This is a genomic window from Brevibacterium sp. BRM-1 (genome assembly GCF_026802075.1).
In the GTDB taxonomy this organism is placed as follows: Bacteria; Actinomycetota; Actinomycetes; order Actinomycetales; family Brevibacteriaceae; genus Brevibacterium; species Brevibacterium rongguiense.
Genome location: NZ_CP113788.1, coordinates 2,403,337 through 2,429,293, shown reverse-complemented (window position 1 = coordinate 2,429,293; position 25,957 = coordinate 2,403,337). Strand labels below are relative to the sequence as shown.

Here is a 25,957-nt window from a genome sequence, read left to right as displayed (position 1 = left end):
GCACAGCCGGTCCGGGCACCGACCGACCGCCGGTCCGGAGGTGCGGTGCCCCGGTGGCGCGCACCGGGCACCCGGGGGTCAGCGCGCAGCTGCCCCTGCACCCGCGCCCACGGGTGCCGCGCCCAGGTCGTCGAGGGTGTACGAGGCGATGCCGAACGACAGCGTCATGCCGATCCCGCTCGTCACGGAGATCGCGCGGGTGCGCACGTCGACGTCCTCGCGCACGAGCGAGGTGAGCGGCGAGGAGGCGTAGATGCCCTGCCAGCGCTGCGTGATGGGCAGCGGCGCGCCGATGATCTGGGAGATGTCGCGCACGGCGCGCTCCGTGATGGAGTCCTCCATGAACGGGGGCATGGTGTCCGCGTACGCGTGGCTGTCGCCCAGCAGCATGGTCCCGTCGGGGCGGCGGGTGAACATGATGTTCGCGCCGAAGTCCAGCATGTCCTGCGAGGACTGCTGCAGCTCCGCGAGCACCTCCGCGTAGCCGGGCATCGTGGTGAAACCGTCGTAGCGGGTCATCGAGGTGCCCGTGAGCACCGCGGACTCGGTGGTGAACGACGCGGGCGCTGGCGCCATCGCCATCTGCAGCGAGCAGCGGGTGATCTGATTGGCCGCGGCGACGTCCGGCTTGAGGTAGTCGAGGTCGTGGCCCACGCAGATGAGCACGCGATCGCCCGTGAACTCCCCGCGCGAGGTGCTGACCGCGCCATCGGCCACCGCGCCCACCGTGGTGCCCCACTCGATCGAGACCCCGGGCTGCTCCTGGAGCCACAGTCCCAGCTCAGGGGCCGCGGTGCGCGGGTCGACCCGCAGGTCCGCGGGCAGGAACGCGCCGCCGACGATCGTGGGATCGGGGGTCCCGCCCAGGCGCTGGCCGACCTCGTCCTTCGTCTGCATGATGACAGCATCGTCCCCGCGCTCCTGGCGCAGCTCATCGAGCACGGCGAGCTCGAGGTCGGTGCGGGCCACGACGATCGCGCCGGCCTCGCGGGCCCAGAAGCCGGCGGCCTGGGCAGCGGCCAGCCAGCCGTCGCGCGAGCGGTAGGCGATGGGCAGCAGGTCTCCGGCCTGCGCCGTGATGCAGGCGTGGCCGAAGTTGCGGATGGAGGCGCCGTTGGGCGCCCAGTCGCGCTCGACGACGCGCACGCTCAGGCCGCGGCGGTGGGCCTCGAAGGCGTGTGCGAGGCCGATGATGCCGCCGCCGACGATGAGGAGGTCGGTGTGCTGCTCGGTCATGGTGTCGCTCCTTGTGCTGGATTCCGTCGTGGTCTGGCCGCCGCGCGGGCGACGGTGCTGGTGGCAGAGGCGATCGGGCGGTCAGCGCGGGGCGGCCGCCACGCGCGGCTCAGGCCGCCGGCCACGCCTCGAGGCCGGTGAAGGCCGCGGTGAACTGCGCCTCGAGATCGGTCAGCCGGACCCCGGCGGGCTGGAGGGCGGTGACCGGCCGGCGCGGTGGGGGCGGGGCGATGCGCAGGGCCGTTAGGGTGCCGAACTCGAGGTCCTGGGCGATGACGTGCTCGGAGACGAGGACGATGCCCAACCCGGCGCGGGCGCATTCGCGGGCGCCCTCCGCGCCCCAGATCGTCCACTGCTCGGCCTCGGCGAGCTTCCAGGCGGCCAGCGTCGACTCCTGCACTGAGCGCGTCGCGGAGCCGATCTCCCGCATGAGGAACCGGTGGCCCCGCAGATCCTGCAGGTGCAGCTCCCGCTCCTCCTGCGCCAGCGCCAGCGGGTGGCCCGGGGCGGCCGCGGCGACGATCGCCTCGTCGAGGAAGAGGGTGCTGCGCAGCTGCGGATGGTCGATCCGGCCGGCCGCCAGACCCACGGTGGCCTCCCGGTCGATGACCCACTGGATCACCTGCTCCGCATTGCCCACGCGCAGCTCCACTCGCACCGACGGGTGGTCGGCCGTGAAGCGGGCGAGCATCTGGGGGACCAGGTAGCTGCCCAGGGTGGAGGTCGCAGCAACCGCGAGCCGGGAGTCGACGAGCCCCTGGGCCGCCGAGACCTCGGCCTCGATCCCCCCGATGACGGAGAGGATCTCCGCCGCCCGCGCGGCCAGCACGCGCCCCGCCGCAGTGGGCGTCACGCCCGTGGGCGAGCGCTCGAGCAGGTGCGTGCCGAGCGCGGTCTCGAGGCTGCGGATCTGCGCGGAGACGGACGGCTGGCTCATGTACTTCGCCCGCGCGGCCTTCGACAGGCTGCCGTGCTCGACGACGCTGAGGAAGATCCCCAGGCTGTGCGTGCTCAGGTGCATGCTTCATTCCACCACACGCGCACCGCCTGCGGAGCGCCCTCTGCGCGCCGGGCAGCTGAAGTCTGGGTGACCCGCCGGTGACGGCCGCCGCCGGGCTCGCGAAGGTCCCCGGGCCCGCAGCCTCCGGCGCGCGCGCTGCCGCCCCCGCGCGCGGCAGCGCGGGGCACCGGGGCGGCATACGGGCGGCGGAGGCGGCGGTCATGGTCTCGGCTCAGCTCGGGAAGGCGACGCAGGCCGAGCGCCACTCGGTGTAGAAGTCCCAGGTCTCCGCCGAGCACTCCGGTGGGCCGTACTGCGAGAGCTTGGCGCCCATGTGGGGCATGTGCGGCCAGGCGCCTACTCCGGGGCGGCTGACGTGGAGCATGCCGGCCTCGAAGCGGTCGAGGGCGTCGTAGATGTGCCCGCGGTCGTTCGTGAAGATCGTCCCGGACATCCCGTAGACCACGGAGTTCGACACGTCCATCGCATCGTCGAAGCCGTCGACGTCGATGACGGAGAGCACCGGGCCGAACACCTCCTCCGTGCCGATGTAGGAGTCCCGGGCGACGTCGGTGAGCACGGTGGGCTGCATGAAGTAGCCGCCCTCGAGGTCGCCGTCGGTGGCACGCTTGCCCCCCGTGACGATCGTCGCACCGTCCTGCTCCGCACGCTCGACGGCCGCGAGGCAGGCGCTCAGCCGGGCGTCGTCGACGACGGGTCCCAGGGTCGTGCCGTCCTGCGCGGGGTCGCCGATGACGAACGCGTCGAGCCGCTCGCGCAGCCGGCCCACGAGGTCGTCGCGGACCCTGCGGTCGACGAGCACCCGGCTCGTGGCGCTGCAGCGCTGGCCCGCCTGGCCGAACGCCCCGAAGACGATCGCGTCGGCCGCGGCGTCCAGGTCCGCGTCGTCGAGGACGATGACCGCGTTCTTGCCGCCCAGCTCCAGCTGGGTGCGGGCGAGGCGGCCGGCGGCGGCCTTCTGGATGGCCTGGCCCACCGGCAGCGAGCCGGTGAATGAGATGCCGCGGACATCCGGGTGCGCGGTCAGGGTCTCCCCGGCCTCGCGGTCGCCCTGGACGAGGTTGAGCACGCCGGCGGGGACACCGGAGTCGATCATGATGTCGACGATCGCGGCGGTGCACAGCGGGGCCAGCGGCGAGGGCTTGATGATCGCGGTGCAGCCGGAGAGCAGCGCAGGGGCGATCTTCCACACGGGGATGGCGACGGGGAAGTTCCACGGCGTGATGAGGGCGACGATGCCCAGGGGCCTGCGCCAGGTCAGCGCCATCGTCCGGCCCGAATCGGCCGGCAGGGTGGAGCCGTGCATGCGCCGGCCCTCACCCGCGGTGAAGCGCAGGATGTCGATGCCGCGCTGGACCTCGCCCCGCGCCTCGGCGAGGGTCTTGCCCTGCTCGCGGGTGACGATCGCGGCGAGTGACTCCTTGCGCTCGGCCATGGTCTGGGCGGCCGCGAAGAGGATGTCCCCGCGCTTGATGGAGCCCAGCTTCTCCCATTCGGCCGCCGCGTCCGCGGCCGCCTGGATGGCGGCGAGCGAGTCCTCGCGGGTCGATTCGGGGAACCTGCCGATCACGTCGGAGGTGTCCGTGGGATTGATGTCGGCGAACGTGGCGCCGTCCGAGGCCGGGACCCACTGGTCGCCGATGCGGTTGAGGAGCAGCCGGCTGGGGACTGCGGTGGGCGTGGTGGCGGATTCGACTGTCGTGGTCATGGTTCTCACTCCGAATTCGGTCGCTTGTTCCAGCAGGGGATGAGGATGAGCGCGGCGACGGCGGCGGCGCCGGCGAACACGTAGAAGACGGTCGCGGTGCTGAGGAAGCCGGGCAGCAGGCCGCCCATGATCGCGCCGATCGAGCCGCAGCCGTTGATGAAACCGGTGGCGCCGGCCGCGTACTTGCTCGTGCCGAAGTCCACGGCGGCCACACCGGAGACCATCGCGTCCGCTCCGTAGGCGGTGAGGCCCACGACGCCCAGGAGCACGCAGACCAGCGCGATCGACTTCGTGTGCGCGGCGGGGCTCCACAGGATGAGGGCGATGACGAGGATGCCCAGCGAGAGCACGGTGGGCGGGATGCGGCGGGCGTGGAAGAGCGTGTCCGAGGTCCAGCCCACGGCCACCGGGGCGATGACGCCGGCGATGCCGAACGCGATCGGGACCATCGAGGCGGTGACGGCGGAAAGCTCGGGGATCGCGTCGAGCACGAGCACGGGGCCCCACAGCAGGACCGCGTAGCGCGCCGGCTTGATGAGGAAGTACACGATGCCCAGGCGCAGCACCATCGCGTCATTGCGGGCCGCGGCGATGAGGTCGTGCGGGGAGAACCTGTTGGCGACCTTGACCACCGGGACGGGCGCGCGCGTCTTGCGGTGCTCGTACGGTTCGTCGAGGCCGGAGAGGTCGTCGTCGATGGCGGGCAGGCCCACCTCGCGCGGGCTGTTGCGCTGGAAGACGAGGAACAGCGCGAGCGCCAGGAAGATGACCGCCGCGCCGGCGAAGAAGGCCGCGTGCCACGTGTGGAAGATCGAGTAGGCCACCCAGCTGAGGATCGGCACGGCGACGAGGCCGCCGAAGGCGTAGCTCGTCGAGAACAGGCCCATGGCCCGGCCGCGGGTCCTGATGGTGAAGAACGAGGCGATGTTCTTGCTCAGGGCGGACCAGCCGGTGGACTGGGCAAGGCCCTGGACGATCATGAGCGGCATGAACAGCCACAGGGCCGGGATGAGGCCCATGAAGAGCGCAGCGACACCGGCCATCGCCATGCCACCGGCAACGACGACGCGGGTGCCGAAGCGCTCGGCGAGCGCACCCCAGACGAACTGGCCGACCGCATAGGCGGCGAGGTAGCCGGAGTCGAGGATGCCCAGGTGCTGGCGGGACATGAAGCCGTCGTCGAGGATGCCGACCTTGGCGGCGGAGAAGGCGTTGCGGGGGAAGTAGAACGCCGCGTAGGACAGCCAGGACAGGGCGAAGATGCGCAGCTGCCACGTGCGCAGCACCTGGCGCTTCGTCTTGCGGACCCGGCCGTCGGGGCCGATGCTGCGGCTGGTGGCGGGCTGCGCCGACGACGCTGTCGGCGACTGGGGGCTGCGCTCGGGGGCTCGGGGGAATCGCGGGGAGCGGGGGCGGCTGTGCCGGCGGTGCCTGAGTTCTGCGGGTCGATCATCGTGATCTCACTTCCGTCTCAGTCCGGCCGGCGGCGCGGGCGCAGTGCCCGCGCCGCCGGGCGGGGAGGAATCACACCGGGGCGCCTGCGGTGACGGCGGCGTGGGTGGTGACGACCCAGTAGGCGTCGTAGTTGTGGAGGATGGCCGTGCTGCCGTCGGGGCCGGTGGCCTCGGTGTCCGTGGGGGCGGGCAGCGTGCGGTTGATGATGAACGGGATGTTCAGCTCGCCCAGTCCGCCGTGCGAGCGCAGCGGCACCTCGAGGTTGCTCAGGTCGTGCCAGGCCGGGAAGCGGCCGATCGCGGCGTCCTTGTCGGAGAGCACGGTGAGGTCGCCCATGCGGTCGAGGGGCATCTCGTAGATCTCCGCGGCCTCCTCGGACGGCAGGACGGCGGAGACGCCCTCGCGCCCGCGCAGCGCCTCGATGACCTTGTTCCGGTGCGCGCCCTCGGGCAGGTAGACGTTGGCGAACGAGCCCAGCGCGCCGTGGTGGACGGTGTAGGGGTCGGTGATGGGGAGGATGACGCGGCTGCCGGTCTCGCCCTCGCCGATGCCCAGGATCGTGTCGACCTCCTCCTCCAGGTAGATGACGCGGGGCGTGCCGTCCGCATGGTGCTTGGGCGACATGCCGTGGTCGGCGGTGATGGCGACGACGGCGCCCAGCTCGTCGAGCTGCGAAGCGTAGGTGTCGACCATCGCGTAGAAGTCGTTGGCCACCTCGGTGCCCGGCGCGTTCTTGTGCTGGATGTAGTCGGTGAGCGTGAGGTACATGACGTCGGGGCGGCGGGTGCGCAGCAGCTCGACGCCGGCCGCGAGCGCGAACTTGCTGAGCTCGGCGGAGTAGACGCTGGGCAGCTCCATGCCGGTGAGGCCCAGGGCGTCCTCGATCCCGTTGTTCTCCTGCGTCACCGTGTCGGCCTTCTCCGCGGAGAAGCAGATGCCGGGGTTCTGGGGCTCGACGTACTCGCCGGAGCCATCGGGGTCGAGGCCGGGCTGCGTGATGCCGGAGGCCAGCAGGCGGCGCAGCTTGTCCTTCGCGGTCACGACCGCGACGTCGAGGCCTGCTGCGGCCGCGGCGGCGAAGACGGTGGGGGCGCGCAGGAACTTGGGGTCGTTCATGAGCACCTCCTCGCCGGTGGAGGGGTCGAGGATGTAGTTGCCGCAGATGCCGTGGTAGGCCGGCGGGCGGCCCGTGGCGATCGACATGTTGTTCGGGTTGGTCAGCGTGGGGATCGCGCAGTGCGCGCCCCAGTACTCGCCCGTCTGCGATTCGAGGAGGTTCTTGAGCCACGGCATGCGCCCGGCCGCGATGGCCTCTTCGTGGTACGCGGGCTCGCTGCCGTCGATGCAGATGACGACGACCGGTGTGCCGTCGTGGACGTATTCGCGGCCGTTGACGTCGAACTTCACAGTGCTCATTTCGGCTCCTTGTCGGTGTGCTGGTGAGTTCAGTCTTCGCCAGCGCACTCCGAAGCAGAAGTGGGCGTTTATATATGGGGGTATAGGCGCGCTCTATGGCCTGCGCTGCGCGTTGGGAACATCCCGCGGGCAGCGGGGGGCAGCGGGGCAGGGGGCACGTGCAGACTCCGCCGCCGAGGCGCGGGCCGGGCACGGCGCGCCCGCGCCGGCTGCGGCCGTCACCGGCCGGTGAACTCCGGGCGCCGGCGCCCCTGGAAGGCCGTGAAGCCCTCCCGGTAGTCGGCGGTGGTGCGCGCGGCCTCCTGGAGCCGCGCCTCGGCGGCGAGCACCTGGGCGACCGGCGGGCGCTGGTCGAAGGCCTCCTGGGTGTACGCCTTCTCCATGGCGGAGGCGCGGGCCGGGCCCGCGGCGAGCCGCGCGGCCGTGGCGGTCACCCGCTCGGCCAGCTGCGCGGCGGGCAGGGCGCGTGAGACGAGGCCGGCGGCTGCCGCATCGGTGCCGGTGAGGAGCTCGCCGGTGAGGATGAGGTCCATGGTGCGGTGGTAGCCGAACGCGTCGAGGAAGTAGCGGTGGGCCCCGGAGTCGAGCACGGCGCCGAGTGCGGCGAACGGCGAGCCGAACTTCGCGTCCGCCGCGGCGTAGACGAGGTCCGCGGCCGCGGCGAGCCCGAACCCCAGGCCCAGCGCGGCCCCCTGGACCTGGGCGATGACGGGGATGGGCAGGGCGCGCAGGGACTCGAAGACGGGCCCGAAGTGCTCGGTGAGGAATGCGTGGGCGTCGTCGCGGTCGACGTCGACTGCCGCGATGTCGCGCCCGGCGCAGAACACGCTGCCCTCGCCGCGCAGCACGAGGACGCGCACGCGCCCCGCGGTGTCGAGGGTGCCGGCGGCGGCGGTGACGCGGTCCACGGCCGCGCGCAGCTCGCCGAGCGCGCGGGTGTCCAGGGCGTTGCGGGTGCGCGGCCCGTCCAGGACGATCGTCGCGATCGCACCGTCGATCTCGAGGCGGATGTCCGTCATTGCTGCTCCTTCTTCCGCGGTTTCCTCCGCGGCGTTCGCCGGCCGCGCTCGGCCTGCCCGTTGCGCTCGGCGTTTCCGCCGTGCTGTGCCCTCCGACGCCGCGCCGCCTACTGGTCGTAGTCGACGTCGACGACCTCGCTGGTGGGGGTGGACTGGCAGGTGAGCACGTACCCGGCGGCCAGCTCGTCGGGTTCGAGCGCGAAGTTGTCGGCCATGTCCACGGTGCCCGCGCACAGCTTGGCCTTGCAGGTGCCGCACACCCCTCCGGCGCACGCATAGGGCACGTCCGGCCGCGTGCGCAGGGCCGCCGCGAGGATCGTCTCCGGGCTGCGCCGCGGGGTGCGCACGGTGCCGGTGCGCCCGTCGAGGGTGAATCGGATGCTCGCCTGGGGCCCGGTCTCCTCGTCCGGGCGGGCGCGGCGGGGGGCCGGCGCGCGGTCCTCCCCGGGCCTGCCCGTGTTGAACAGCTCGAAGCGGATCCGCGCGCGCTCGACGCCGCGCGCGTCGAGGTGCGTGCGCGCGAGCTCGACGAGCGGCAGCGGTCCGCACAGGAACCACTCGTCCACCGTCTCCGGCGGAACCAGGTGGGTGAGCAGGGCATCGAGCTTCGGCGCGTCGATGCGTCCGGAGTAGAGCTCCGCGGAGCGCCCCTCCGCGGAGAGCACGTGGTGCATGTCGAAGCGCACGGGATAGCGGTCCTTGAGGTCGGCGAGCTCCTCGAGGAACATGACGTCGGCACTCGAGCGGTTGGCGTAGACGAGGGTGAACGTGCACCCCGGCTTCTCCCGCAGGGCCGCGGCTCCCAGCGCCATGACCGGGGTGATCCCGGAGCCCGCCGCGATCGCGACGATCCGCCCGGACTGGACCTCGGAGGTGAATGTGCCCTGCGGATTCATCACCTCCAGCTCGTCGCCCACGGTGAGTTCGCGGCGCACGAACGAGGAGAACAGCCCGTCCGGGGTCTCCTTCACGCCGATGCGCAGCTGGCGGCCGTCCGGGGGCGCGCACAGGGAGTAGCTGCGGCGCACCTCGTGCCCGTCGATGCGGGTGCGGACCGCGATGTGCTGGCCGGGCACGAAGGAGAACTCCTGGGCCAGCGCCTCGGGCACGGCGAAGGCGACCTCCACGGCGTCGGCGGTGAGCTCGCGGATCTCCTGGACGCGCAGGGAGTGGAAGGCCAGCCGGCGCCGAGGCGGGGGCTGGGTCGCGGGGCCGCCCTCCTGGGCGGCGGCGGGCGCGGCGGTCTGGCTCATCAGTGCACCTTGAAGTAGTCGAAGGGCTCCAGGCACTCGAGGCACTGGTGGAGCGCCTTGCAGGAGGTGGAGCCGAAGCGGGAGAGCTCGCGCGTGCGCAGCGAGTGGCAGCGGGGGCACTTGACCGCCAGGCCCAGTGCGACGGGCCCGGTGGGACGGGCGGCGGCGATGCCGCTGGGCGGGGCGATGCCGTACTCGGCCAGCTTGGCCCGCCCGGCGGCGCTCATCCAGTCCGTGGTCCACGCGGGCTGGAGCGACAGGTCGATGTCGACCCGGCCTGCCCCGGCGCTGCGCGCGGCGCGGGCGATGTCGTTGCGGATCGTCTCCATCGCGGGGCACCCGGAGTACGTGGGGGTGATGACGACGCGGACGCAGGGGGCGAGCGCCTCGTCGGCATCCGCCTGGCGGCCGTGGGCGAGTCGTTCGGTGTGCCCCCGGCCGTCCGCCGGAGGGGATGGCCGGTCGTCTGCCGGTTCCGCCCGCGCGTCGAACTCGAGCGCGCGGAGGATGCCGAGGTCCGCAATGCTGAGCACTGGGATCTCCGGGTCCGCGACGGCGGCGATCGCGGCGCGGATCCGCGCGCGGTCCGCCGACTCGTCCCGCGGAGCGGCCGCAGCCGCCGCGGCATCGGGCCCGCGCGCCACCTCGGGCTCCCGAGTCCCCGCGGGTGCGGGCGGACCCTCGCCCACCCCTCCGGGGACAGTGCGCTGGCCCACGCGGTCCTGGCACACGGCGGCGCTCACCAGGTCGCCCCGGGGTGCTGGCGCGCGAGCACCTGCATCCCGGCCAGGAGGAAGCCCAGGTGCGGGGTGTGGCGGCCCTGGCGCGCGCCCACCATGAGCGGAGCAGCGGTCGGAACGCTCAGCGTCGCCTGCTCGATGACCTCGGCGACCCGGGCCTCGAAGGCCTCGCGCAGCCCTGCGCGCTCGGGGGCGATGCCCGCGGTGATGAGCTCGGCGTTGCCGGTGTCATCGAAGAGCTCGGCCACGGCCGGCCACACCTCCGCGAGCCCCTGCTGCATGCGGCGGTGCGATTCGGCCGTGCCATCGCCCAGCCGCAGCACCCACAGGTCCGCGTGCTCCACGTGGTAGTCGACCTCCTTGAGCGATTTGGCGGCGACGGCGGCGAGGAACTCGTCCGCGGAGCCCAGCAGGGCGCCGTAGAGCAGCTGCTGGAAGTGGGCGACGAGGAAGACCTTGGCGATCGTCTGCGCGAAGTCGCCGTTGGGCTGCTCGACGAGGGCGCAGCAGCGGAACTCCGACTCGTCGCGGAAGTACGCGAGCTCGTCCTCGCTGCGGCCCAGCCCGCGGCCGGCGTACTGGAGCAGCAGGCGGGCCGCGCCCAGCTGGTCGAGCCCGATGTTCGTCAGCGCGATGTCCTCCTCCAGCTCCGGGCCCTTGGCCACGAGCTCGCCCAGGCGCTGGGCCATGATGAGCGCGTCGTCGCCCAGCTCGAGGGCGTAGCGTGCGGTCGCCTCAGCGGGGACAGCGGTGATCGCGGCGGTGAGCGGCGTACCGGCCTGCGGGTCGAGGGCATAGGCCTCGAGCTCGTCGGCGACGGCCGGCATGCCGTACGCGGCCGGCTGGGCTGCGGTCTGCTCGGCGGCGTGGCCCGCCACCTGATCCGGGGCCTGCTCGGCGGCCTGGCCGGCAGCCTGGCCCGCAGGCTGGCCCGCGCGCTGCCCCTCGGCCTGGCCCGCGGTCTGCTCTGCCGCCTGGCCAGCCGGTGCCGCGGCGGCGGGCGCCTGCGGCTCCGGCGCGTGCGCGTCTGCCCCGTTCACAGGTGCGGCACCCCCTCCGCGCGGGCGTAGAACGTGGGGTGGCGGTAGACCTTGTCGCCCGCCGTCTCGAAGTAGGCGCCCCTGCGATCTGGATCCGAGGCGGTGATCTGGGCACTGGGCACCACCCACAGCGAGACGCCCTCGGAGCGCCGCGTGTAGAGATCGCGCGCGTTCTCCAGCGCCATCTGGGCATCCGCGGCGTGCAGCGAGCCCGCGTGCACGTGGCTCAGCCCGCGCGCCGAGCGCACGAAGACCTCCCACAGCGGCCAGCTGCGCGCGGGCAGCTCGGCCACACCCGCACCCTGCTCGGCGGGCGAGCGCCGATCCTCCCCGCTCGCCGTGGCATCCCGAGTGCCCCGCTCGTCGGCCATCAGCTCGCCTCCGCCATCCGCCGATCGTGTGCCGAACCCTGCCCCGAGCCCTGCGCTGCGGCCCGCTCCTCGTTCGCAGCCGCGCCCCCTCCGGCCTGGGCAGCGGCGCGCGCAGCCTGCTTCTGCGCGTAGGCGGCGGCCGCCTCGCGCACCCAGGCGCCGCCCTCGTGGGCGCGCCGGCGGTTGGACACGCGCAGGGCGTTGCAGGGCCCGCGGCCCTTGAGGACCTCCGTGAACTCCGTCCAGTCGATCTCGCCGGAGTCGTAGTGCCCCGTCGCCTCGTTCCAGCGCAGGTCCGGATCGGGCAGGGCGAGGCCCAGCACCTCGGCCTGGGGCACGGACATGTCGATGAAGCGCTGGCGCAGCTCATCGTTGGTGAAGCGCTTGATCTTCCACTCCATGGACTGGGCGGTGTTGGGCGAGTCCGCGTCCGGCGGGCCGAACATCATGAGCGCCGGCCACCACCAGCGGTCCACGGCCTCCTGGGCCATGCGGTGCTGGGCGGGCGTGCCGTGGCTGAGCTCGTAGAGGATCTCGAAGCCCTGCCGCTGGTGGAAGGACTCCTCCTTGCAGATGCGCACCATGGCGCGGCCGTAGGGCCCGTAGGAGGCGCGGCACAGCGGGACCTGGTTGCAGATCGCGGCGCCGTCGACCAGCCAGCCAATCGCACTCATGTCCGCCCAGGTGGGGGTGGGGTAGTTGAAGATCGACGAGTACTTGGCGGTGCCGTCGATGAGCTGCTCGGTCATGGTCGTGCGGTCGATGCCCAGCGTCTCCGCGGCGCTGTAGAGGTAGAGCCCGTGGCCCGCCTCGTCCTGCACCTTGGCCATGAGGATGGACTTGCGCTTGAGGCTGGGCGCGCGGGTGATCCAGTTGCCCTCCGGCTGCATGCCGATGATCTCCGAGTGCGCGTGCTGGCCGATCTGGCGGATGAGGGTCCTGCGGTACGCCTCCGGCATCCAGTCGCGCGGCTCGATGCGCTGCTCGGCCGCGATGGTCGCGTCGAAGCGCTCCTGCAGGTCATCGAGTTCCGCCTGGTCCACGAGGTGTGCGCCGTCGGCGGGCGCGGTCTTCGCGTGCTCCATTGCTCCTCCACGAAGGCTGTCCGGCTCCATCGCCGGGAATTACTGACCGTTTGGTCTTTAAATATAGCCGCCGAGGCGCGGGCCGGCAAGGCGCATTCCGCGCCCGCCGCTCAGATTGCCCGCCCCCGAGGCGCGGGCCCGCAGGGCGTGCGCTCGGCGCACCCGCCCGCCGAGCCGTCCCCGGGGTGAGGGTCGGTGCGGTGCTCGCGCCCGCCGCCCGCGCTGCGGCAATCCGGCCGCGGCTTGACAGGCGGCAGGCGTGCGGTGTTGATTTAGTGACCGTATGGTCGGGAAATGCCGCGCGGAGACCCAAGCGGCGACGGCGAGGGCAGCACCGCCCCGCCGGCCACCCCGCCACGGCGGCTCAAGGAGGAGCACATGGGCACGACGCCCCTGACCCCGGGCCTGGCGCCCTCGCCCGGCTCCGATGGCACCGGCGTCGTCGAAATGTACGCCGGCGACCGCGCCTCGCAGGCCCTGGGCATCGTCGTCGAGGACTTCGGTGAGGACTGGGCACGCTGCTCCATGACCGTGGGCCCGGACATGGCCAACGGCCACGGCATCACCCACGGCGGCTACCTCTTCCTCTTCGCGGACACGACGTTCGCCATGGCCTGCAACACCGAGGGCTCGGTGACGGTGGCCTCCGGCGGAGACATCACGTTCCTCAGGCCCTCGCACGTGGGCGATGCGCTCACCGCGGAGGGCCGAGCCGTGGCCACGACCGGGCGCTCGGGGGTCTACGACATCACGGTGCGCCGCGGCGACGAGGTCATCGCCGTCTACCGCGGCCGCTCGCGCACGCTGCCCGCCCGCCCGGCTCCGCCCGCCGCGGGCTGAGCCCGGGCGCACCGCGAACCGGCCAAGCCCACAGCAGACGAAGGAGTCACGCGCATGGCGACAACCACCTCGGCGGCCCAGCCCGCGAACCCCACCGGACGCGCCCACCCGGGGCGCGGGGACGCGGGAGCGGGCGCAGGACTCGATCCGGCCGAGGCGATGGGCCTCGACGAACTGCGCGCGCTGCAGCTCGAGCGGATGCGCGCGACCCTCCAGCGCGCCTACGAGGCCATCCCGTTCTACCGGAAGAGCTTCGACGCGGCCGGGACCCATCCCAGCGAGCTGCGCGAGCTCGCGGACCTCTCGCGCTTCCCCTTCACCCGCAAGTCGGACCTGCGCGACCAGTACCCGTTCGGGATGTTCGCCGTGCCGCGCGAACGGCTGGCCCGCATCCACGCCTCGTCCGGGACCACCGGCAAGCCCACCGTCGTGGGCTACACCGCAGGCGACATCGAGGCGTGGGCCGGGCTCATCGGCCGCAGCCTGCGCATGGCCGGTGGGCGGCCGGGCGACATGATCCACAACGCCTACGGCTACGGGCTCTTCACCGGCGGGCAGGGCGTGCACACCGGCGCCGAGCGCTCCGGCTACTGCGTCGTGCCCATCAGCGGCGGCCAGACACCGCGCCAGGCACAGCTCATCAACGACTTCCGGCCGGACATCATCACCGCAACCCCCACGTACCTGCTCACGATCATCGACGAGTTCGCCCGCCAGGACATCGACCCCGCGGGGACCTCGCTGCGCATCGCGGTATGCGGCGCGGAGCCGTGGACGGACGGGATGCGCCGGGAGATCGAGGGCGCGCTGGGCGTGGATGCGGTCGACATCTACGGGCTCTCCGAGGTGATGGGGCCGGGGGTCGCCATGGAGTCCGCGGAGACGAAGGACGGGCCCACGGTGTGGGAGGACCACTTCTGGCCCGAGATCATCGACCCGTTCACCGGCGACCCGGTGCCCGACGGCGAGGAGGGCGAACTCGTCTTCACGTCGCTGACGAAGGAGGCCACACCGGTCATCCGCTACCGCACCCACGACCTGGCGCGCCTGCTCCCGGGCACCGCTCGGCCGGCCATGCGGCGGATGTCGCGGATCACCGGGCGCTCGGATGACCTCATGATCATCCGCGGCGTCAACGTCTACCCCGCCCAGATCGAGGAGGTGCTCTTCGAATTCCCGGAGCTCAGCCCGCACTTCCAGCTCGTGCTCACCCGGCCCGGCCGGATGGACGAGCTGACGGTCGAGGTCGAGTCGCGTCCGGGCCACGGCGCGGGGGGCGTACCCGGCCTCGCGACGTCCGTGATCGCGACGATCAAGGAGCGGGTGGGCGTGACCGCGGCCGTGTCGATCGTCGAGCCGGACACGCTCGTGCGCTCCGTGGGCAAGCTCAAGCGCATCATCGACCGCCGCGAGGGCGTGCGCTGAGGTGGGTGCCGCGCAGGCGCCGGCGAGCCGCGGTGGGGTCGTCATTAGGATGAGGGGCATGGCGCACCCCGGGACCCCAGCGAGCGCCGGCCCGCCCCCGCGGCCGGCGGTGCGCAGGCTGTCCGCCGTGGGCTCCCCGCCCAGCCCGGAGCGCGGGTCGAGGCCCGGCCGGGGCCGCCCCGGCTACGACCGGGAGACGCTCATCGCCCGCGCCATCGAGGTCTTCATGCGCCGCGGATACGACGGCACCTCCATGGATGTCCTGGCCCGCGAGCTGGGGATCACGAAGTCGGCGATCTACCACCACGTGGGCTCGAAGGAGGAGCTGCTGCGCTCGGCGCTGTCCGTGGGTCTGAGTGAGCTCGACGCCGCGCTGACCCGCCAGGAGCAGCGGGTCGGGATCAGCGCGGGCGAGCGCCTGCGCGGCGCGGTCCGCTCCGCCGTCGAGGTGCTCGTCGCCCACCAGGCCTCCGTCACGCTGCTGCTGCGCGTGCACGGCAACTCGGAGGTCGAACGCGAGGCCCTCGAGCAGCGCCGCCAGATCGACCGCCGCCTCACGGCCCTCGTCCGGCAGGCGCAGGCCGAGGGCTCCGTGCGCGCGGACCTCGACGCCCACGTCGTGGCCCGCCTGCTGTTCGGCACCGTCAACTCGCTCACCGAGTGGTATCGCACGGACTCGCCGATCTCCGCCGGCGAGGTCGCCCACGCCCTCACGACGATGGCCTTCGAGGGCCTCTCCGTCCGGTAGCGCGGGGCCGCGGGGCCGGGGACAGCCGGCACGAGCGGGGCGCTGCCCCCCGCTGAAGGCGCAGTCTGAGCGCAGGCGCACCCCAGACCGAGCCCGGTGCTGTGCGCTCGCCGGCCCGTCTTCTCTCGCGATGGCACTGCCGCGGGGCCCTCGAGTGCGAGAGCGCCCCACGCACCCCGCGACACCCCGCTCAACTCGCACGGCAGCCACGCGCCTCGAACCCCGCCGTCGCGTGCCCTCCCCCACCAGGGGCCACTCCCTGTCATCCCACCCCCGCGACCCTCGCCGGCCACCTTCCCTTCACCCGCCCGTGCGAGCATGAGCCCACGCAGAAAGGGGCGTCTCATGGCACAGGAGCGCACAGCGCAGACGGCCGGCACCCACACGCCGGATGCAACCGCCACGGCGGCCGTGTGGTCCGGAAGGGCGCTGACCGTCGAGCAGCTCGCCCTGCCCCGCCTGTCCCCCGGCGAGGTGCTGGTGCGCACGGAGCTCGCCACGATCTGCGGCAGCGATCTGCACACGATCAACGGCGATCGGCAGACCCCGGTGCCCACGATCCTCGGCCACGAGGCGATCGGCGAGGTCATCGCCCTCGAGGGCGAACCGCGCTGCACCGACGGGACGCCGGTGGGCCTGGGTGACCGCATCACCTGGACGATCGGCACGTCCTGCGGGGAATGCCCCCGCTGCTCCGCCGGCCTGTCGCAGAAGTGCGAGTCCGTGCGCAAGTACGGCCACGAGGCCATGGACGACCGCTGGCGCCTGAGCGGCGGCTTCGCCTCGCACATCCACCTGCTGCCGGGCACTGGCCTGGTGCGCGTGCCGCCGGACATGGAAGCGGCGCTCGCCGCGCCGGCCAACTGCGCCACGGCCACAGTCGCCGGAGCAGCCCGCCGCATCGCCCTGGAGGCCCGCGACACCGTGGTCGTCATGGGCTGCGGCATGCTGGGCCTCACCGCCATCGCCTACGCCCGCCACCGCGGGTGCTCCACCGTTATCGCCAGCGACGTCGACCCGCGGCGCCTGCGGCTGGCGGGCGAGTTCGGAGCAACGGCCACGGCGACTCCCGCTGAGCTGGGCGCAGCCGTTGCCCGGGAGCACGGTGCCGATGCCGTCTTCGAGCTCTCCGGCAGCCACCGGGCGGTGCAGGCGGCACTGGACCTGACGGCGATCGGCGGACGGATCGCGCTCGTCGGCTCGGTTTCGCCGGGCCCCGCCGTGCAGGTGGAGCCCAGCTCCATCGTCAAGAGCCTCACGAGCATCGTCGGCTGTCACAACTACCGGGCCGACGACCTGGAGGACGCCATCGGCTTCCTCCAGCGCAGCGCGGTGCGCGACAGGCTCGCCCAGCTCGTCTCCGAGCCGTGGCCGCTGGCCGAGATCGAGGCGGCGATCGCGGCCGCCAACACCGGCACGCACCCCCGCGTCGCCGTTGCCCCGCATTGACCTAGGACCGCACTCACCGTCCTGCGCCATCGCCACATCGGCCACGTGTAGCCGAACCCGCCGCATGGCATCGCCGAGCAAAAACCGCAATCTTCCAGGCCGCAAGTCCGGCTCACACAGCCCCAACACTGCCAGCGAAGGCATCACCGGATAGCCGACTACTCTGCTTCCGGAGCGGCACGCTGGCGCACGAGGCCCTCCCACCAGCGCAAGAAAAGGATTTCAACGGGCGATAATGAAAATCTGCTGCGTCACACACGGCCGGTACAGGCCGCTCAGGCGGCGGCCCTTTTCTCAGACAGGGTCGACGACCCACGACAGGTGCCTCACCAACACCCTAGAACTCGCCGCGTCGGAAAGCGCGGACTGGATAGTCAACACCGTTGACCCTGCGAAAGTGACCACGTACTTCATGTGCATGAGTTGACACACCCCGATTCCGCATCATTCGGCCAACACTTGAATGCCGGTTCAGCACACTCACTGCGGGTACCTCACTAAATTCATAGGCAGAAGTCAAAGTTAAACCGAGTCCAAACTCTTCTTGAATGCGAAGCAGGGAACCATCCAGCGGGATTTTAGTCAACGGTTTAGTACTCGAAAATGTCGCAACGAGTATAAAGACGGCTATTTGGCGATCGAACACCTCTATTTCAACGTTTGCGGACGCTCGCGGGAATGGAAAACTGACGTACGCCTGTCTGTTGACGTTGTTGTGCAATACAACCTGCAGGCCCGATTCTCGCGTCGCAACCTCCATCAACGTGATGTTCATTGATCGACTTACAGCAACGGGATGCTCGAATGCTATAAACCACCGTTTATTTACGCTCAGCTCACCCGCAAGCCAATATACGTCGAAAGTTAATTTTCCGTCGAATTGCTAACGAAGATCTTTTACGCAGGCCGCGACAGCGCTGGCTGTCCATTTCACAACCGCCCCGCGGTCGCCGGAGCTGCCATATTCAGTCGCTATTGACTCCTTCACACTCTGATCCTCTAACGGCTCGGCGTTCCCCGCTTGAGAGCTGTTCACCGCTTGGTGCCCTGTCGGCCGCTCTGCGCCTGCTCGTATGCTCGCATGGTTGGCGCGCACGGTCTCAATAGGCACGTAGAGAATACTTCGCCAGCCAAGATCAAAGGCAACCAGAATGTAACTTCGGCGTTGTGACTTAAGGTGCTCAGCGTACAGGGTGATCGCTTTTTGAAGCGCAAATTGGGTGGACCTCCTTGCGGTCGGTCCACGCTTCGAAGCTCTCAGCATAGCTTGGAGTTTTTCCCGTGATCGTTTTTCTTGCCCAAACACCATCGATGTGATGAGTAGTATTTGCAGTGCCCAGCCTATTTCTTTGGCCCTCCGTGCAATCCGTTCTGCGATCATTCTCGCGACCTTATCGCCGAAACTTCCGCTTAGCCGCTCACTGTACTCGAAGAGCTCAGACACACTTGCGTTCTCGATTATTTCGCTTAGATACTGCGCAGTTTTTGAGTCACTCTTCAAGCCGCGCCTAATCTTTTCCGAAGCAAGATTGCCGGGGTCCGCAACCGGCCCTCGCTTCAGTTCATTCTTTATAGCGTCTATGGCATCCAGCATTTACGCGGCCCCTCGCACTCCGATTCACCAGGTATGAACCTCGAGTTCCGGTCGAGATCTGTGTTCAGCACTGTCCCTGAATTTGCTTTTCTCTCAGCGCTCTAATCTTCTAACCCAGACTTTCGCACCCTCTGTCACACGCCAGTTTAGGAGGGTCTGGTCGACGCCGCCGTAACCAGCTGGTGACTCGCGTCGGCTCGTACTAAGACGGCCGTGCCCCCGCGCGCTCCTTGGCCACGAGCGTGAGCACGTCGTAGGCGGCCACGGGCGCCCCGTCCTGGTTGACGACCTGCGCGTCCCAGCGCACCTCGCCGTAGTCGGAGCCCTCGCGCGGGGTGATCTGCTTGGCCGTGAGCGTTACGGTCAGCGCATCGCCCGGGCTCACGGGTGTGATGAACGACAGGTTTTCCAGCCCGTAGTTGGCCAGCACCGGACCCGGGTCCGGCCACACGAAGAGGCCCGCGGCGAACGAGACGACCAGGTAGCCGTGGGCCACGCGCCCCGGGAAGAACGGGTTGGCCCGCGCGGCCTCCTCGTCCGTGTGCGCGTAGAAGGTGTCGCCGGTGAACTGCGCGAAGTGGTCGATGTCCTCGAGCGTGACCGTGCGCGGCCCAGCGATGATCGCATCGCCCAACCGCAGCTCGCTCAGGCTCAGCGCGAACGGGTGCTCCCCATCCGTGTGCCGCGGCGCACCCTCGATCCATGTGTGCGTGAGCGCGCCCAGCATCTGCGGTGAGGCCTGGAGGGCGGTGCGCTGCATGAAGTGCGTGACGCCGCGCAGTCCGCCCAGCTCCTCACCGCCGCCGGCGCGGCCCGGGCCGCCGTGGATGAGCTGCGGCAGCGGAGACCCGTGGCCGGTTTGTCGCTTGGCATCGTCACGGTCGAGGACGAGCAGCCGCCCGTGCCACGGCGCGGTGCCCATGACGACGGTCCGCACCGTCTCGACATCGTGGCTCACCACGGAGCCCACGAGTGAGCCGCGCCCGCGCCGCGCCAGTCGCACGGCCTCGTCGAGGTCCTGGTAGCCGATGAGCACGGCCACCGGCCCGAACGCCTCCACATCGTGGATGGCATCGGCCCACGGATCCTCGGCCACGAGCAGCGTGGGCGCCACGAACGCCCCGCCCACGGTCACAGCGTCCGCCGCATCCGCGGCGTGCGCTGCATCACCCGCCGAGGCACCGCTCCCGGCCCGCTCGCCGCGCTCATCGCGTTCGCTCAGCCCGTCGCGCTCACCGCGCTCCGCCCGCAGCCGCCGCGCCAGCTCATCCGAGGCCTCCCGGCCGCCCACGGCGGCCTGCGCTCCGGCCGCGATGAGCGCGTCCACCGCCTCCAGTACGTCCTCGCGCTGCGCTGCGGAGACCAACGGCCCCATCGTGGTGCCCGCCTCGCGGGGGTCGCCGACCACGACCGCGGCCAGCCGCTCGCACACCGCCTCCCGCACTTCGGCGACCGAGCCCGCGGGCACGAGCGCGCGGCGGATGGCCGTGCACTTCTGCCCGGCCTTTGCGGTCATCTCCCTCACGAGCGAGTCGACGAACAGCTCGAATTCGGGCGCACCCGGCCGTGCGTCGGGGCCCAGCAGGGAGAAGTTCAGCGAGTCGGCCTCCGCGGTGAACCGCGTGCCGCGCTCCACGACGCAGGGGCTCGCGGCCAGGGTGCGCGCGGTGGCGGCCGAACCGGTGAACGCGATGGCGTCCTGCTCGCCCAACTCGTCGAACAGGCCGTCCAGCGACCCGCACACCAGCTGCAGCGCCCCGTCCGGCAGCAGGCCGGAGTCCACGATGTCGCGCACGACGGCCCATGTGACCTGCGCCGTTGCGGTGGCGGGCTTGACGATGGCCGGCCGCCCGGCGACCAACATGGGGGCAAGCTTCTCGAGCATGCCCCACACGGGGAAGTTGAACGCGTTGACCTGCACGCCCACCCCGGCCGCACTCGTCCACACGTGCGCGCCTGCGAACGTGGAGTCCTTCGCCAACCGCTCCACCGCACCGTCGAGCATGAGCACGTCGTTGGGCATCTGGCGCCGGGCCACCGAGGAGTAGGCGAGGAGCGTGCCGATGCCGCCCTCCACGTCGATCTGGGCGTCGGCGGCCGTTGTGCCGGTCGCCTGCGAGATCCGGTGGTACTCCGGTGCCCTCTCCAAGAGGTGCTGCCCGAGCTTCTTGAGCACCATGCCGCGCTGGTGGAAGGTGAGCGCGGTCAGCGCGGGCAGGCCCGCCTCGCGGGCGTAGGAGACGGTGGCGGGCGCATCGAAGCCCGCACTCGTCACGCGGGTGACGGGCGCCCCCGTGCTCGCGTCGCGCACCTGCGCCGCCGAGGCGCGGGTCGCCTCGGCCGGTTCGTGCCAGCCGCCGTGGACGAAGGAGGGCAGGACGTCGGGCAGGTCAACGCGCGGTGCGGCGGCGGTCTCGGTCATGTTGGCTCCTCGTCGAGTCGGGCGGTGCGCGGCGGCCGGGCGGGCCGGGTGCAGCCGCGCGGGCCGCGCGGGCCGCAGCGGCAGCCCGGCGGGATTCGGCCCCGGGTGCGCCCGCCGCACACCGGGCAACGCGGCGGACGCACAGCCATACGCTATACCAACCATTCGGTCGGTAATTGGCGCCTATGGCTGACCATGCGGTCGGCTATCCTTCGTACAGCGCGGCCCGGCTCTGCCCGGGCCGGCCGCGGCGGATTCGCACGCCGCGGCCGCCGCCTGCGGACCCGCGCCCGCCGGCGCCGCACCGCCCATGCTCCAAAGGAGAAGCATGAAGTACCGCCTCGACGACATCGACCGGCGCATCGTCGCCGAACTCGCGGAGGACTCCCGCCTGTCGGTGCGCCAGCTCGCCGAGCACGTCCACATCTCGCGCTCCGCCGCCCACTCGCGCCTGGCCGCACTCGTGGCCGACGGCATCATCCGCCGCTTCACGATCGACGTCGACCGCGCCGCACTGGGCCAGGGCGTCTCCGCGATCATCGTCGTCAAGATCGGCGACCGCCCCTGGCCCGAGGTGCGCGACGAGCTGGCCCTCATCCCCTGCGTCGAGCGCGTGCAGGCCGTCAGCGGTGACATCGACGCGCTCGTCACCGTCCACGCGGAGTCGAACACGGAGCTCTCGCAGGTCATCCTCGCTCAGGTCCACGAGGTGCCCGGGGTCGTCGCCTCCCGCTCGCTGCTCATCCTCGACGAGGCCGAGGGGCAGGCGATCCGGAGCTGACCCCGGGGCCGAGCCGCACCCGGACAAGCCCGGACAAACTGCTCACCTGGGAGCCCTTTGCCGCGCACCTGTCCCGAATCCACCGGACAGGCCGCCACCCGTCCCCCATCGCCCCGCGGCGCTCGCACCGTGAATCACATCACATCACGATGGAGCGCATGACGATCGAACTCCCGCGCACAGCAAGGGCGCTGCCGCACACCGATCCGGTCTCCTTCATCGACCCGGCCGGCCGGCCCGCCGAGCCGGGCCTGAGCGCCGGCTACACCCTGCCGAGCGCCCAGACGCTCATTCGGCTCTACCGCCGCATGGTGCGCGCCCGCCGGTTCGAATCCCAAGTCACCGCGCTGACCCGCCAGGGGCGCCTGGCGACGTACCCGTCCGCCTTCGGCCAGGAGGCCTGCGAGGTCGGGGCCGCCTCCGCGCTGGCGGCCGATGACTGGCTCTTCCCCACCTACCGCGACTCCGCAGCGATCCTCACCCGCGGCGCGGAGCCCGGTGACATCCTGGGCTCCTTCCGCGGCGACTGGCACTGCGGCTACGACCCGCAGGAGCTGCGCACCTCGCCCCAGGCCACCCCCCTGGCCACCCAGACGCTGCACGCGGTGGGCTACGCCATGGCCGCGAAGCTGCGCGGCACGGACCAGGCGACGCTCACGTTCATCGGCGACGGGGCGACGAGCGAGGGCGACGCCCACGAGGCGTTCAACTTCGCCGCCGTCTGGCAGACGCCCACCGTGTTCTTCATCCAGAACAACCAGTACGCGATCTCCGTGCCGCTGTGCGAGCAGTCGAACGCGACGATGCTCGCGGACAAGGCCGTGGGCTACGGCATGCCGGGCGTCCGCGTGGACGGTAATGACATCGCCGCCGTCTTCGCCGTGGTCAGCGCCGCACTCGAACGCGCCCGCCGCGGCGAGGGCCCCGCCCTCGTGGAGGGCCTGACGTATCGCCTCGAGGCGCACACGAACTCCGACGACTCCACCCGCTACCGCTCCTCCGACGAGGTCGACATCTGGCGCACCCGCGACCCGCTGGCGCGCCTCGAGGCCTACCTGCGCGCCGCCGGCGAACTCGACGACGAGGCCGTCGCCGCCATCGCCGCGGATGCCGAGGAACTCGCCGCCCACGTCCGCGAGCTCATGAACACTGAGGCCCAGATCGATCCCACGGAGCTCTTCGCCCACGTCTACGCCCACGAGCGCCCCCAGCTGCGCGAGCAGCAAGCACTCCTCGAGGCCGAACTCGCCGCCGCCGGCAACGCTCCCCAGTCCCACCCCCCAGTCCTGTCCCACTCCCCGGTCCAGTCGCAGCCCGCGCCCCGGCCCCAGCGGGCCGGCGCGTGAGCGCGCAGGCGACCCGCGCCTCGGCGGGCATGCAGGCCGACACCGCCGCGAGCGGCGAGGCAGCACCGGATGAGGCGCACGCCGCACCCGGCGCGCGGCCCAAGCCCGTGACCATGACGAAGGCGCTCAACACCGCGCTGCACGATGCGCTCGCAGCCGATGACTCCGTCGTCATCTTCGGCGAGGACGTGGGCCGGCTGGGCGGCGTGTTCCGCGTGACCGACGGGCTGCGCGACGAGTTCGGCCCCGAGCGGGTGTGGGACTCACCGCTGGCGGAGGCCGGGATCATCGGCACCGCGGTGGGCATGGCCATGGCCGGCATGCGCCCGGTCGTGGAGATGCAGTTCGACGCGTTCTCCTACCCTGCGTTCGAGCAGGTGGTCAGCCACGTCGCGAAGATGCGCAACCGCACCCGCGGCCGCGTGGAGCTGCCCCTGGTGATCCGGATCCCCGTGGCCGGTGACATCGGCGGCGTCGAGCACCACTCGGACTCCTCGGAGGCCTACTGGTGCGCGACGCCCGGCCTCACCGTGGTCACCCCGTCCAATCCGGCGGACGCGTACTCGATGCTGCGCGAGGCCATCGACGCCCAGGACCCCGTGATCTTCATGGAGCCCAAGTCGCGCTACTGGTCGAAGGACGCCATCGAGCTGCCCGTGCGCACCGAGTCCATGTACTGCGCGCGCGTGGTGCGCGAGGGCACGGACGTCACGCTCCTGTCCTACGGCCCCACGGTGCGCACCGCCCTGGAGACCGCGGAGGCCGGCGCGCAGGACGGGCTGAGCGTCGAGGTCATCGACCTGCGCTCGCTCTCCCCCTTCGACGATGCGACGGTCACCGCCTCCGTCCGCAAGACGGGCCGCGCGGCGGTCCTGCACGAGGCCGCGCAGTTCGGCGGCTACGGGGCGGAGGTGGCCGCCCGCGTCACCGAGCGCAGCTTCTTCCACCTGGCCGCACCCGTCCTGCGCATCACCGGCTTCGACATCCCGTTCCCCTCCCCCAAGCTCGAGGAGTTCCACCTGCCCACGCCCACACGCATCCTCGATGCCCTGGAGACGTGGGAGTGGGAGCTGTGAGCGCGGAGACCGTGGCCGCCGGCCAGGACTTCATCGTCCCGGACCTGGGCGAGGGCCTCACCGAGGCCGAGGTGGTGAGCTGGCTCGTCGCGGTGGGCGACGAGGTGGCCGTCGACCAGCCGGTCGTCGAGCTCGAGTCCGCGAAGAGCGTCGTCGACCTGCCCTGCCCGTTCGCGGGCACCGTCACCGCCCTGCACGCCCAGGTGGGCGACACCGTCTACGCCGGCAATGCGATCCTCACCGTGGGCGGCGCGGCCTCTTCGGGTGGTGGGTGCGCCTCCGCTCCCGAGGCGCGGGCCGGCGCCGCGGCCGCCTCGCCGGCCGCTGGCGCCGGCTCGGAGGGCACGGCGCACGGCGGCCCCGGGGACGTGCAAGGGTCGACGAGCACCGCGGACGTGTCGGAAGGCACCGGTGCGGTCGGCTCGGTGGCCACAGGCCAGGCAGACTCAGCGGGTGCGGACTCAGCCTCGGTGAGCGCCGCGCTCGGCGCCCCGCCGGCCTCCGGCGTGGATGCCGGGGCTCAGGCGCCCGAGGCGGTTCCCGGCACGGCCCTGCGCGACGCTGCGGCAGGCGAGGGTTCGGCGGACGGCGGTTCGGCGGACGGGGGCTCGGGTGCAGTGCTCATCGGCTACGGCACGAAGGAGAAGGCCGCGCCCAGCACCGGCCGCCGGCGCAGCTTCGGCTCGCGTACGGCCGGCACGGCGAGCGCCCAGTCAGCCGAGCGGGGCTCTGCGAGTCCGGCCGCCGCCGCAGCAGCAGCCACAGCCGCAACCGCGGCCGCAACCGCAGGCCAGCCCGGGGGCTGCTCACCGGTGGTCTCGCCGCTCGTGCGGATGCTCGCCCACGAGGCCGGCTTCACCGCCAAGGATCTGCGCGGCACCGGCCCCCACGGCCTCGTCACGCGGGCCGACGTCATCGCGGAGATCGCGCGCCGTGCCGCGGCCGGCACCGAGTCTTATGCCACCGTGGGCACCGCCCAGGCACCGGGCGCAACGGCTCCCCCCGCTGCCGAGCCGAGCGCCGCGGCGGCACCCCCCGCAGGTGAGAGCGTCCCGTCCGGCGCGGGCTCGGGGCAGCCGGGGGCGGCGGGCGCGCCTGCCGACGGCGACCCGCTGCGCGCCTCGGCCGCGGGACGCGGCGCGCACTCCCCCGCGCACGCCCGGCCCCACTCGCAGACCGATTCGCGGGCCGCGGTCGAGCGCATCCCGCTCACCGGGCTGCGCAAGGCGGTGGCGGCGAAGCTCGGGCAGTCGCGCAGGGAGATCCCCGAGGCGACGATCTGGCTCGACGTCGACGCGACCGAGCTGCTGGCGTTCCGCAGGCGGCTCGAAGCGCGCAGCGGGGAGAAGTTCTCGCTGCTCACACTGCTCGCGCGGTTCACGATCGCGGGGCTGCGGAAGTACCCCATCCTCAACGCGACATTCGACCGGGATGCGCAGGAGATCGTCGTGCACCGCGACATCGACCTGGGCATCGCCGCGAACACGCCGCGCGGGCTCATGGTGCCCGCCGTGCGCGGCGCCGGGAGCATGACGATGCGGGCGCTGCGCGATGGGATCGGCGAGGTCGTGCGGGCCGCCGCCACCGGCAGGTTCGCCCCCGAGCAGCTGTCCGGCGGCACGTTCACCCTCAACAACTACGGGCCGCTGGGGGTGGACGGCTCCGCGCCGATCATCAACCACCCGGAGGTCGCGATGCTCGGGATGGGCCGCATCATGGACCGGCCGTGGGCGGTCGACGGCGAGCTGGCGGTCCGCAAGGTCACGCATCTGTCGCTCGTCTTCGACCACCGTGTGTGCGACGGGCTCGAGCCCAGCGAGTTCATCACGTTCGTCGCGCGCTGCATCGAGGATCCGATCGGCTTCTTCGCCGAGGTGTGAGCCGCGGTGCGTCCACCGCGGCGGGAGCCCGGGTGGGGGTTCCGCGCCGCGC

21 protein-coding genes are annotated in these 25,957 nt (G+C 71.9%); 8 read left to right on the top strand and 13 right to left on the bottom strand.

Going from position 1 to position 25,957, the window contains the following annotated elements; genetic code table 11:
• Positions 1–78: 78 nt before the first annotated feature.
• The 11 genes from BRM1_RS10685 to paaA all read right to left on the bottom strand — a co-directional run bounded on the left by BRM1_RS10685 (position 79) and on the right by paaA (position 12,344).
• Complete coding sequence (locus tag BRM1_RS10685; RefSeq protein WP_268525783.1) at positions 79–1,236, bottom strand: TIGR03364 family FAD-dependent oxidoreductase; 1,158 nt, start codon at positions 1,234–1,236, stop codon at positions 79–81.
• Positions 1,237–1,345: 109 nt separating this feature from the next.
• Positions 1,346–2,257 carry a LysR family transcriptional regulator gene (locus tag BRM1_RS10680; protein ID WP_268525781.1) on the bottom strand — a complete coding sequence of 304 codons (912 nt, stop codon included), beginning with the start codon at positions 2,255–2,257 and terminating at the stop codon, positions 1,346–1,348.
• Positions 2,258–2,468: 211 nt separating this feature from the next.
• Positions 2,469–3,965, bottom strand: a complete 1,497-nt coding sequence (locus BRM1_RS10675) for an aldehyde dehydrogenase family protein (RefSeq protein WP_268525780.1) — start codon at positions 3,963–3,965, stop codon at positions 2,469–2,471.
• Positions 3,966–3,970: 5 nt separating this feature from the next.
• Complete coding sequence (locus BRM1_RS10670) at positions 3,971–5,251, bottom strand: MFS transporter (RefSeq protein WP_268525778.1); 1,281 nt, start codon at positions 5,249–5,251, stop codon at positions 3,971–3,973.
• A gap of 238 nt (positions 5,252–5,489) precedes the next feature.
• Positions 5,490–6,836 (bottom strand): phosphonoacetate hydrolase, encoded by a 1,347-nt coding sequence (phnA, locus tag BRM1_RS10665; protein ID WP_268525776.1) that lies wholly within the window; start codon positions 6,834–6,836, stop codon positions 5,490–5,492.
• 218 nt (positions 6,837–7,054) lie between these two features.
• Positions 7,055–7,855, bottom strand: coding sequence for an enoyl-CoA hydratase/isomerase family protein (locus BRM1_RS10660; protein WP_268525774.1), 801 nt, complete (start codon positions 7,853–7,855; stop codon positions 7,055–7,057).
• A gap of 107 nt (positions 7,856–7,962) precedes the next feature.
• On the bottom strand, positions 7,963–9,108 hold the full coding sequence (gene paaE / locus BRM1_RS10655) for a 1,2-phenylacetyl-CoA epoxidase subunit PaaE (protein WP_268525771.1): 1,146 nt from the start codon (positions 9,106–9,108) through the stop codon (positions 7,963–7,965).
• On the bottom strand, positions 9,108–9,683 hold the full coding sequence (gene paaD / locus BRM1_RS10650; RefSeq protein ID WP_268529823.1) for a 1,2-phenylacetyl-CoA epoxidase subunit PaaD: 576 nt from the start codon (positions 9,681–9,683) through the stop codon (positions 9,108–9,110). The genes paaE and paaD overlap by 1 nt, the downstream gene beginning before the upstream one ends.
• 164 nt (positions 9,684–9,847) lie before the next feature.
• Positions 9,848–10,888 (bottom strand): 1,2-phenylacetyl-CoA epoxidase subunit PaaC, encoded by a 1,041-nt coding sequence (paaC, locus tag BRM1_RS10645; RefSeq protein ID WP_268525769.1) that lies wholly within the window; start codon positions 10,886–10,888, stop codon positions 9,848–9,850.
• Positions 10,885–11,259 (bottom strand): 1,2-phenylacetyl-CoA epoxidase subunit PaaB, encoded by a 375-nt coding sequence (gene paaB, locus BRM1_RS10640; protein WP_160953156.1) that lies wholly within the window; start codon positions 11,257–11,259, stop codon positions 10,885–10,887. Before paaB ends, paaC begins: the two co-directional genes overlap by 4 nt.
• The gene (gene paaA / locus BRM1_RS10635; protein ID WP_268525767.1) at positions 11,259–12,344 is read right to left on the bottom strand and encodes a 1,2-phenylacetyl-CoA epoxidase subunit PaaA; all 1,086 of its coding nucleotides are present in this window, start codon (positions 12,342–12,344) and stop codon (positions 11,259–11,261) included. The genes paaB and paaA overlap by 1 nt, the downstream gene beginning before the upstream one ends.
• A 378-nt stretch (positions 12,345–12,722) precedes the next feature.
• Here paaA and paaI point away from each other — a divergent pair, with 378 nt between their 5' ends.
• The 4 genes from paaI (at position 12,723) to BRM1_RS10615 (ending at position 16,806) form a co-directional block, all read left to right on the top strand.
• Entirely contained in the window at positions 12,723–13,184 is a 462-nt protein-coding gene (gene paaI, locus BRM1_RS10630; RefSeq protein WP_160953158.1) for a hydroxyphenylacetyl-CoA thioesterase PaaI, read from the top strand.
• A gap of 54 nt (positions 13,185–13,238) precedes the next feature.
• Positions 13,239–14,609, top strand: coding sequence for a phenylacetate--CoA ligase PaaK (gene paaK, locus BRM1_RS10625; protein WP_442864253.1), 1,371 nt, complete (start codon positions 13,239–13,241; stop codon positions 14,607–14,609).
• Positions 14,610–14,667: 58 nt separating this feature from the next.
• Positions 14,668–15,357 (top strand): TetR/AcrR family transcriptional regulator, encoded by a 690-nt coding sequence (locus BRM1_RS10620; protein ID WP_268525764.1) that lies wholly within the window; start codon positions 14,668–14,670, stop codon positions 15,355–15,357.
• A 345-nt stretch (positions 15,358–15,702) separates the two neighbouring features.
• Complete coding sequence (locus tag BRM1_RS10615) at positions 15,703–16,806, top strand: zinc-binding dehydrogenase (RefSeq protein WP_268525762.1); 1,104 nt, start codon at positions 15,703–15,705, stop codon at positions 16,804–16,806.
• Positions 16,807–17,689: 883 nt separating this feature from the next.
• On the opposite strand, the gene BRM1_RS10610 is transcribed toward BRM1_RS10615, so the two are convergent.
• On the bottom strand, positions 17,690–18,400 hold the full coding sequence (locus BRM1_RS10610; protein ID WP_268525746.1) for a hypothetical protein: 711 nt from the start codon (positions 18,398–18,400) through the stop codon (positions 17,690–17,692).
• A 202-nt stretch (positions 18,401–18,602) separates the two neighbouring features.
• Positions 18,603–20,822 carry a phenylacetic acid degradation bifunctional protein PaaZ gene (paaZ, locus tag BRM1_RS10605; RefSeq protein WP_268525744.1) on the bottom strand — a complete coding sequence of 740 codons (2,220 nt, stop codon included), beginning with the start codon at positions 20,820–20,822 and terminating at the stop codon, positions 18,603–18,605.
• Positions 20,823–21,150: 328 nt separating this feature from the next.
• Between paaZ and BRM1_RS10600 the strand changes: the two genes are divergently transcribed.
• The 4 genes from BRM1_RS10600 (at position 21,151) to BRM1_RS10585 (ending at position 25,905) form a co-directional block, all read left to right on the top strand.
• A complete protein-coding gene (locus tag BRM1_RS10600; RefSeq protein WP_268525742.1) occupies positions 21,151–21,603 on the top strand; it encodes an Lrp/AsnC family transcriptional regulator in 453 nt (150 codons plus the stop codon).
• Positions 21,604–21,761: 158 nt separating this feature from the next.
• Positions 21,762–22,949: a pyruvate dehydrogenase (acetyl-transferring) E1 component subunit alpha gene (gene pdhA / locus BRM1_RS10595; RefSeq protein ID WP_268525741.1), complete on the top strand. Its 1,188-nt coding sequence runs from the start codon at positions 21,762–21,764 to the stop codon at positions 22,947–22,949.
• Positions 22,946–24,025 carry an alpha-ketoacid dehydrogenase subunit beta gene (locus BRM1_RS10590; RefSeq protein ID WP_442864252.1) on the top strand — a complete coding sequence of 360 codons (1,080 nt, stop codon included), beginning with the start codon at positions 22,946–22,948 and terminating at the stop codon, positions 24,023–24,025. The genes pdhA and BRM1_RS10590 overlap by 4 nt, the downstream gene beginning before the upstream one ends.
• Positions 24,022–25,905 carry a dihydrolipoamide acetyltransferase family protein gene (locus tag BRM1_RS10585; RefSeq protein WP_268525739.1) on the top strand — a complete coding sequence of 628 codons (1,884 nt, stop codon included), beginning with the start codon at positions 24,022–24,024 and terminating at the stop codon, positions 25,903–25,905. Before BRM1_RS10590 ends, BRM1_RS10585 begins: the two co-directional genes overlap by 4 nt.
• The last annotated feature ends 52 nt before the right edge of the window (positions 25,906–25,957 follow it).

Coding starts and splice junctions, on each gene's coding strand:
- paaE (WP_268525771.1), bottom strand. CDS start 9,108: ATGAGCCAGACCGCCGCGCCCGCCGCCGCCCAGGAGGGCGGCCCCGCG.
- phnA (WP_268525776.1), bottom strand. CDS start 6,836: ATGAGCACTGTGAAGTTCGACGTCAACGGCCGCGAATACGTCCACGAC.
- pdhA (WP_268525741.1), top strand. CDS start 21,762: ATGACGATCGAACTCCCGCGCACAGCAAGGGCGCTGCCGCACACCGAT.
- BRM1_RS10620 (WP_268525764.1), top strand. CDS start 14,668: ATGGCGCACCCCGGGACCCCAGCGAGCGCCGGCCCGCCCCCGCGGCCG.
- paaI (WP_160953158.1), top strand. CDS start 12,723: ATGGGCACGACGCCCCTGACCCCGGGCCTGGCGCCCTCGCCCGGCTCC.
- BRM1_RS10675 (WP_268525780.1), bottom strand. CDS start 3,965: ATGACCACGACAGTCGAATCCGCCACCACGCCCACCGCAGTCCCCAGC.
- BRM1_RS10660 (WP_268525774.1), bottom strand. CDS start 7,855: ATGACGGACATCCGCCTCGAGATCGACGGTGCGATCGCGACGATCGTC.
- BRM1_RS10600 (WP_268525742.1), top strand. CDS start 21,151: ATGAAGTACCGCCTCGACGACATCGACCGGCGCATCGTCGCCGAACTC.
- paaK (WP_442864253.1), top strand. CDS start 13,239: ATGGCGACAACCACCTCGGCGGCCCAGCCCGCGAACCCCACCGGACGC.
- BRM1_RS10615 (WP_268525762.1), top strand. CDS start 15,703: ATGGCACAGGAGCGCACAGCGCAGACGGCCGGCACCCACACGCCGGAT.
- BRM1_RS10680 (WP_268525781.1), bottom strand. CDS start 2,257: ATGCACCTGAGCACGCACAGCCTGGGGATCTTCCTCAGCGTCGTCGAG.
- BRM1_RS10610 (WP_268525746.1), bottom strand. CDS start 18,400: ATGCTGGATGCCATAGACGCTATAAAGAATGAACTGAAGCGAGGGCCG.
- paaB (WP_160953156.1), bottom strand. CDS start 11,259: ATGGCCGACGAGCGGGGCACTCGGGATGCCACGGCGAGCGGGGAGGAT.
- BRM1_RS10685 (WP_268525783.1), bottom strand. CDS start 1,236: ATGACCGAGCAGCACACCGACCTCCTCATCGTCGGCGGCGGCATCATC.
- paaA (WP_268525767.1), bottom strand. CDS start 12,344: ATGGAGCACGCGAAGACCGCGCCCGCCGACGGCGCACACCTCGTGGAC.
- paaZ (WP_268525744.1), bottom strand. CDS start 20,822: ATGACCGAGACCGCCGCCGCACCGCGCGTTGACCTGCCCGACGTCCTG.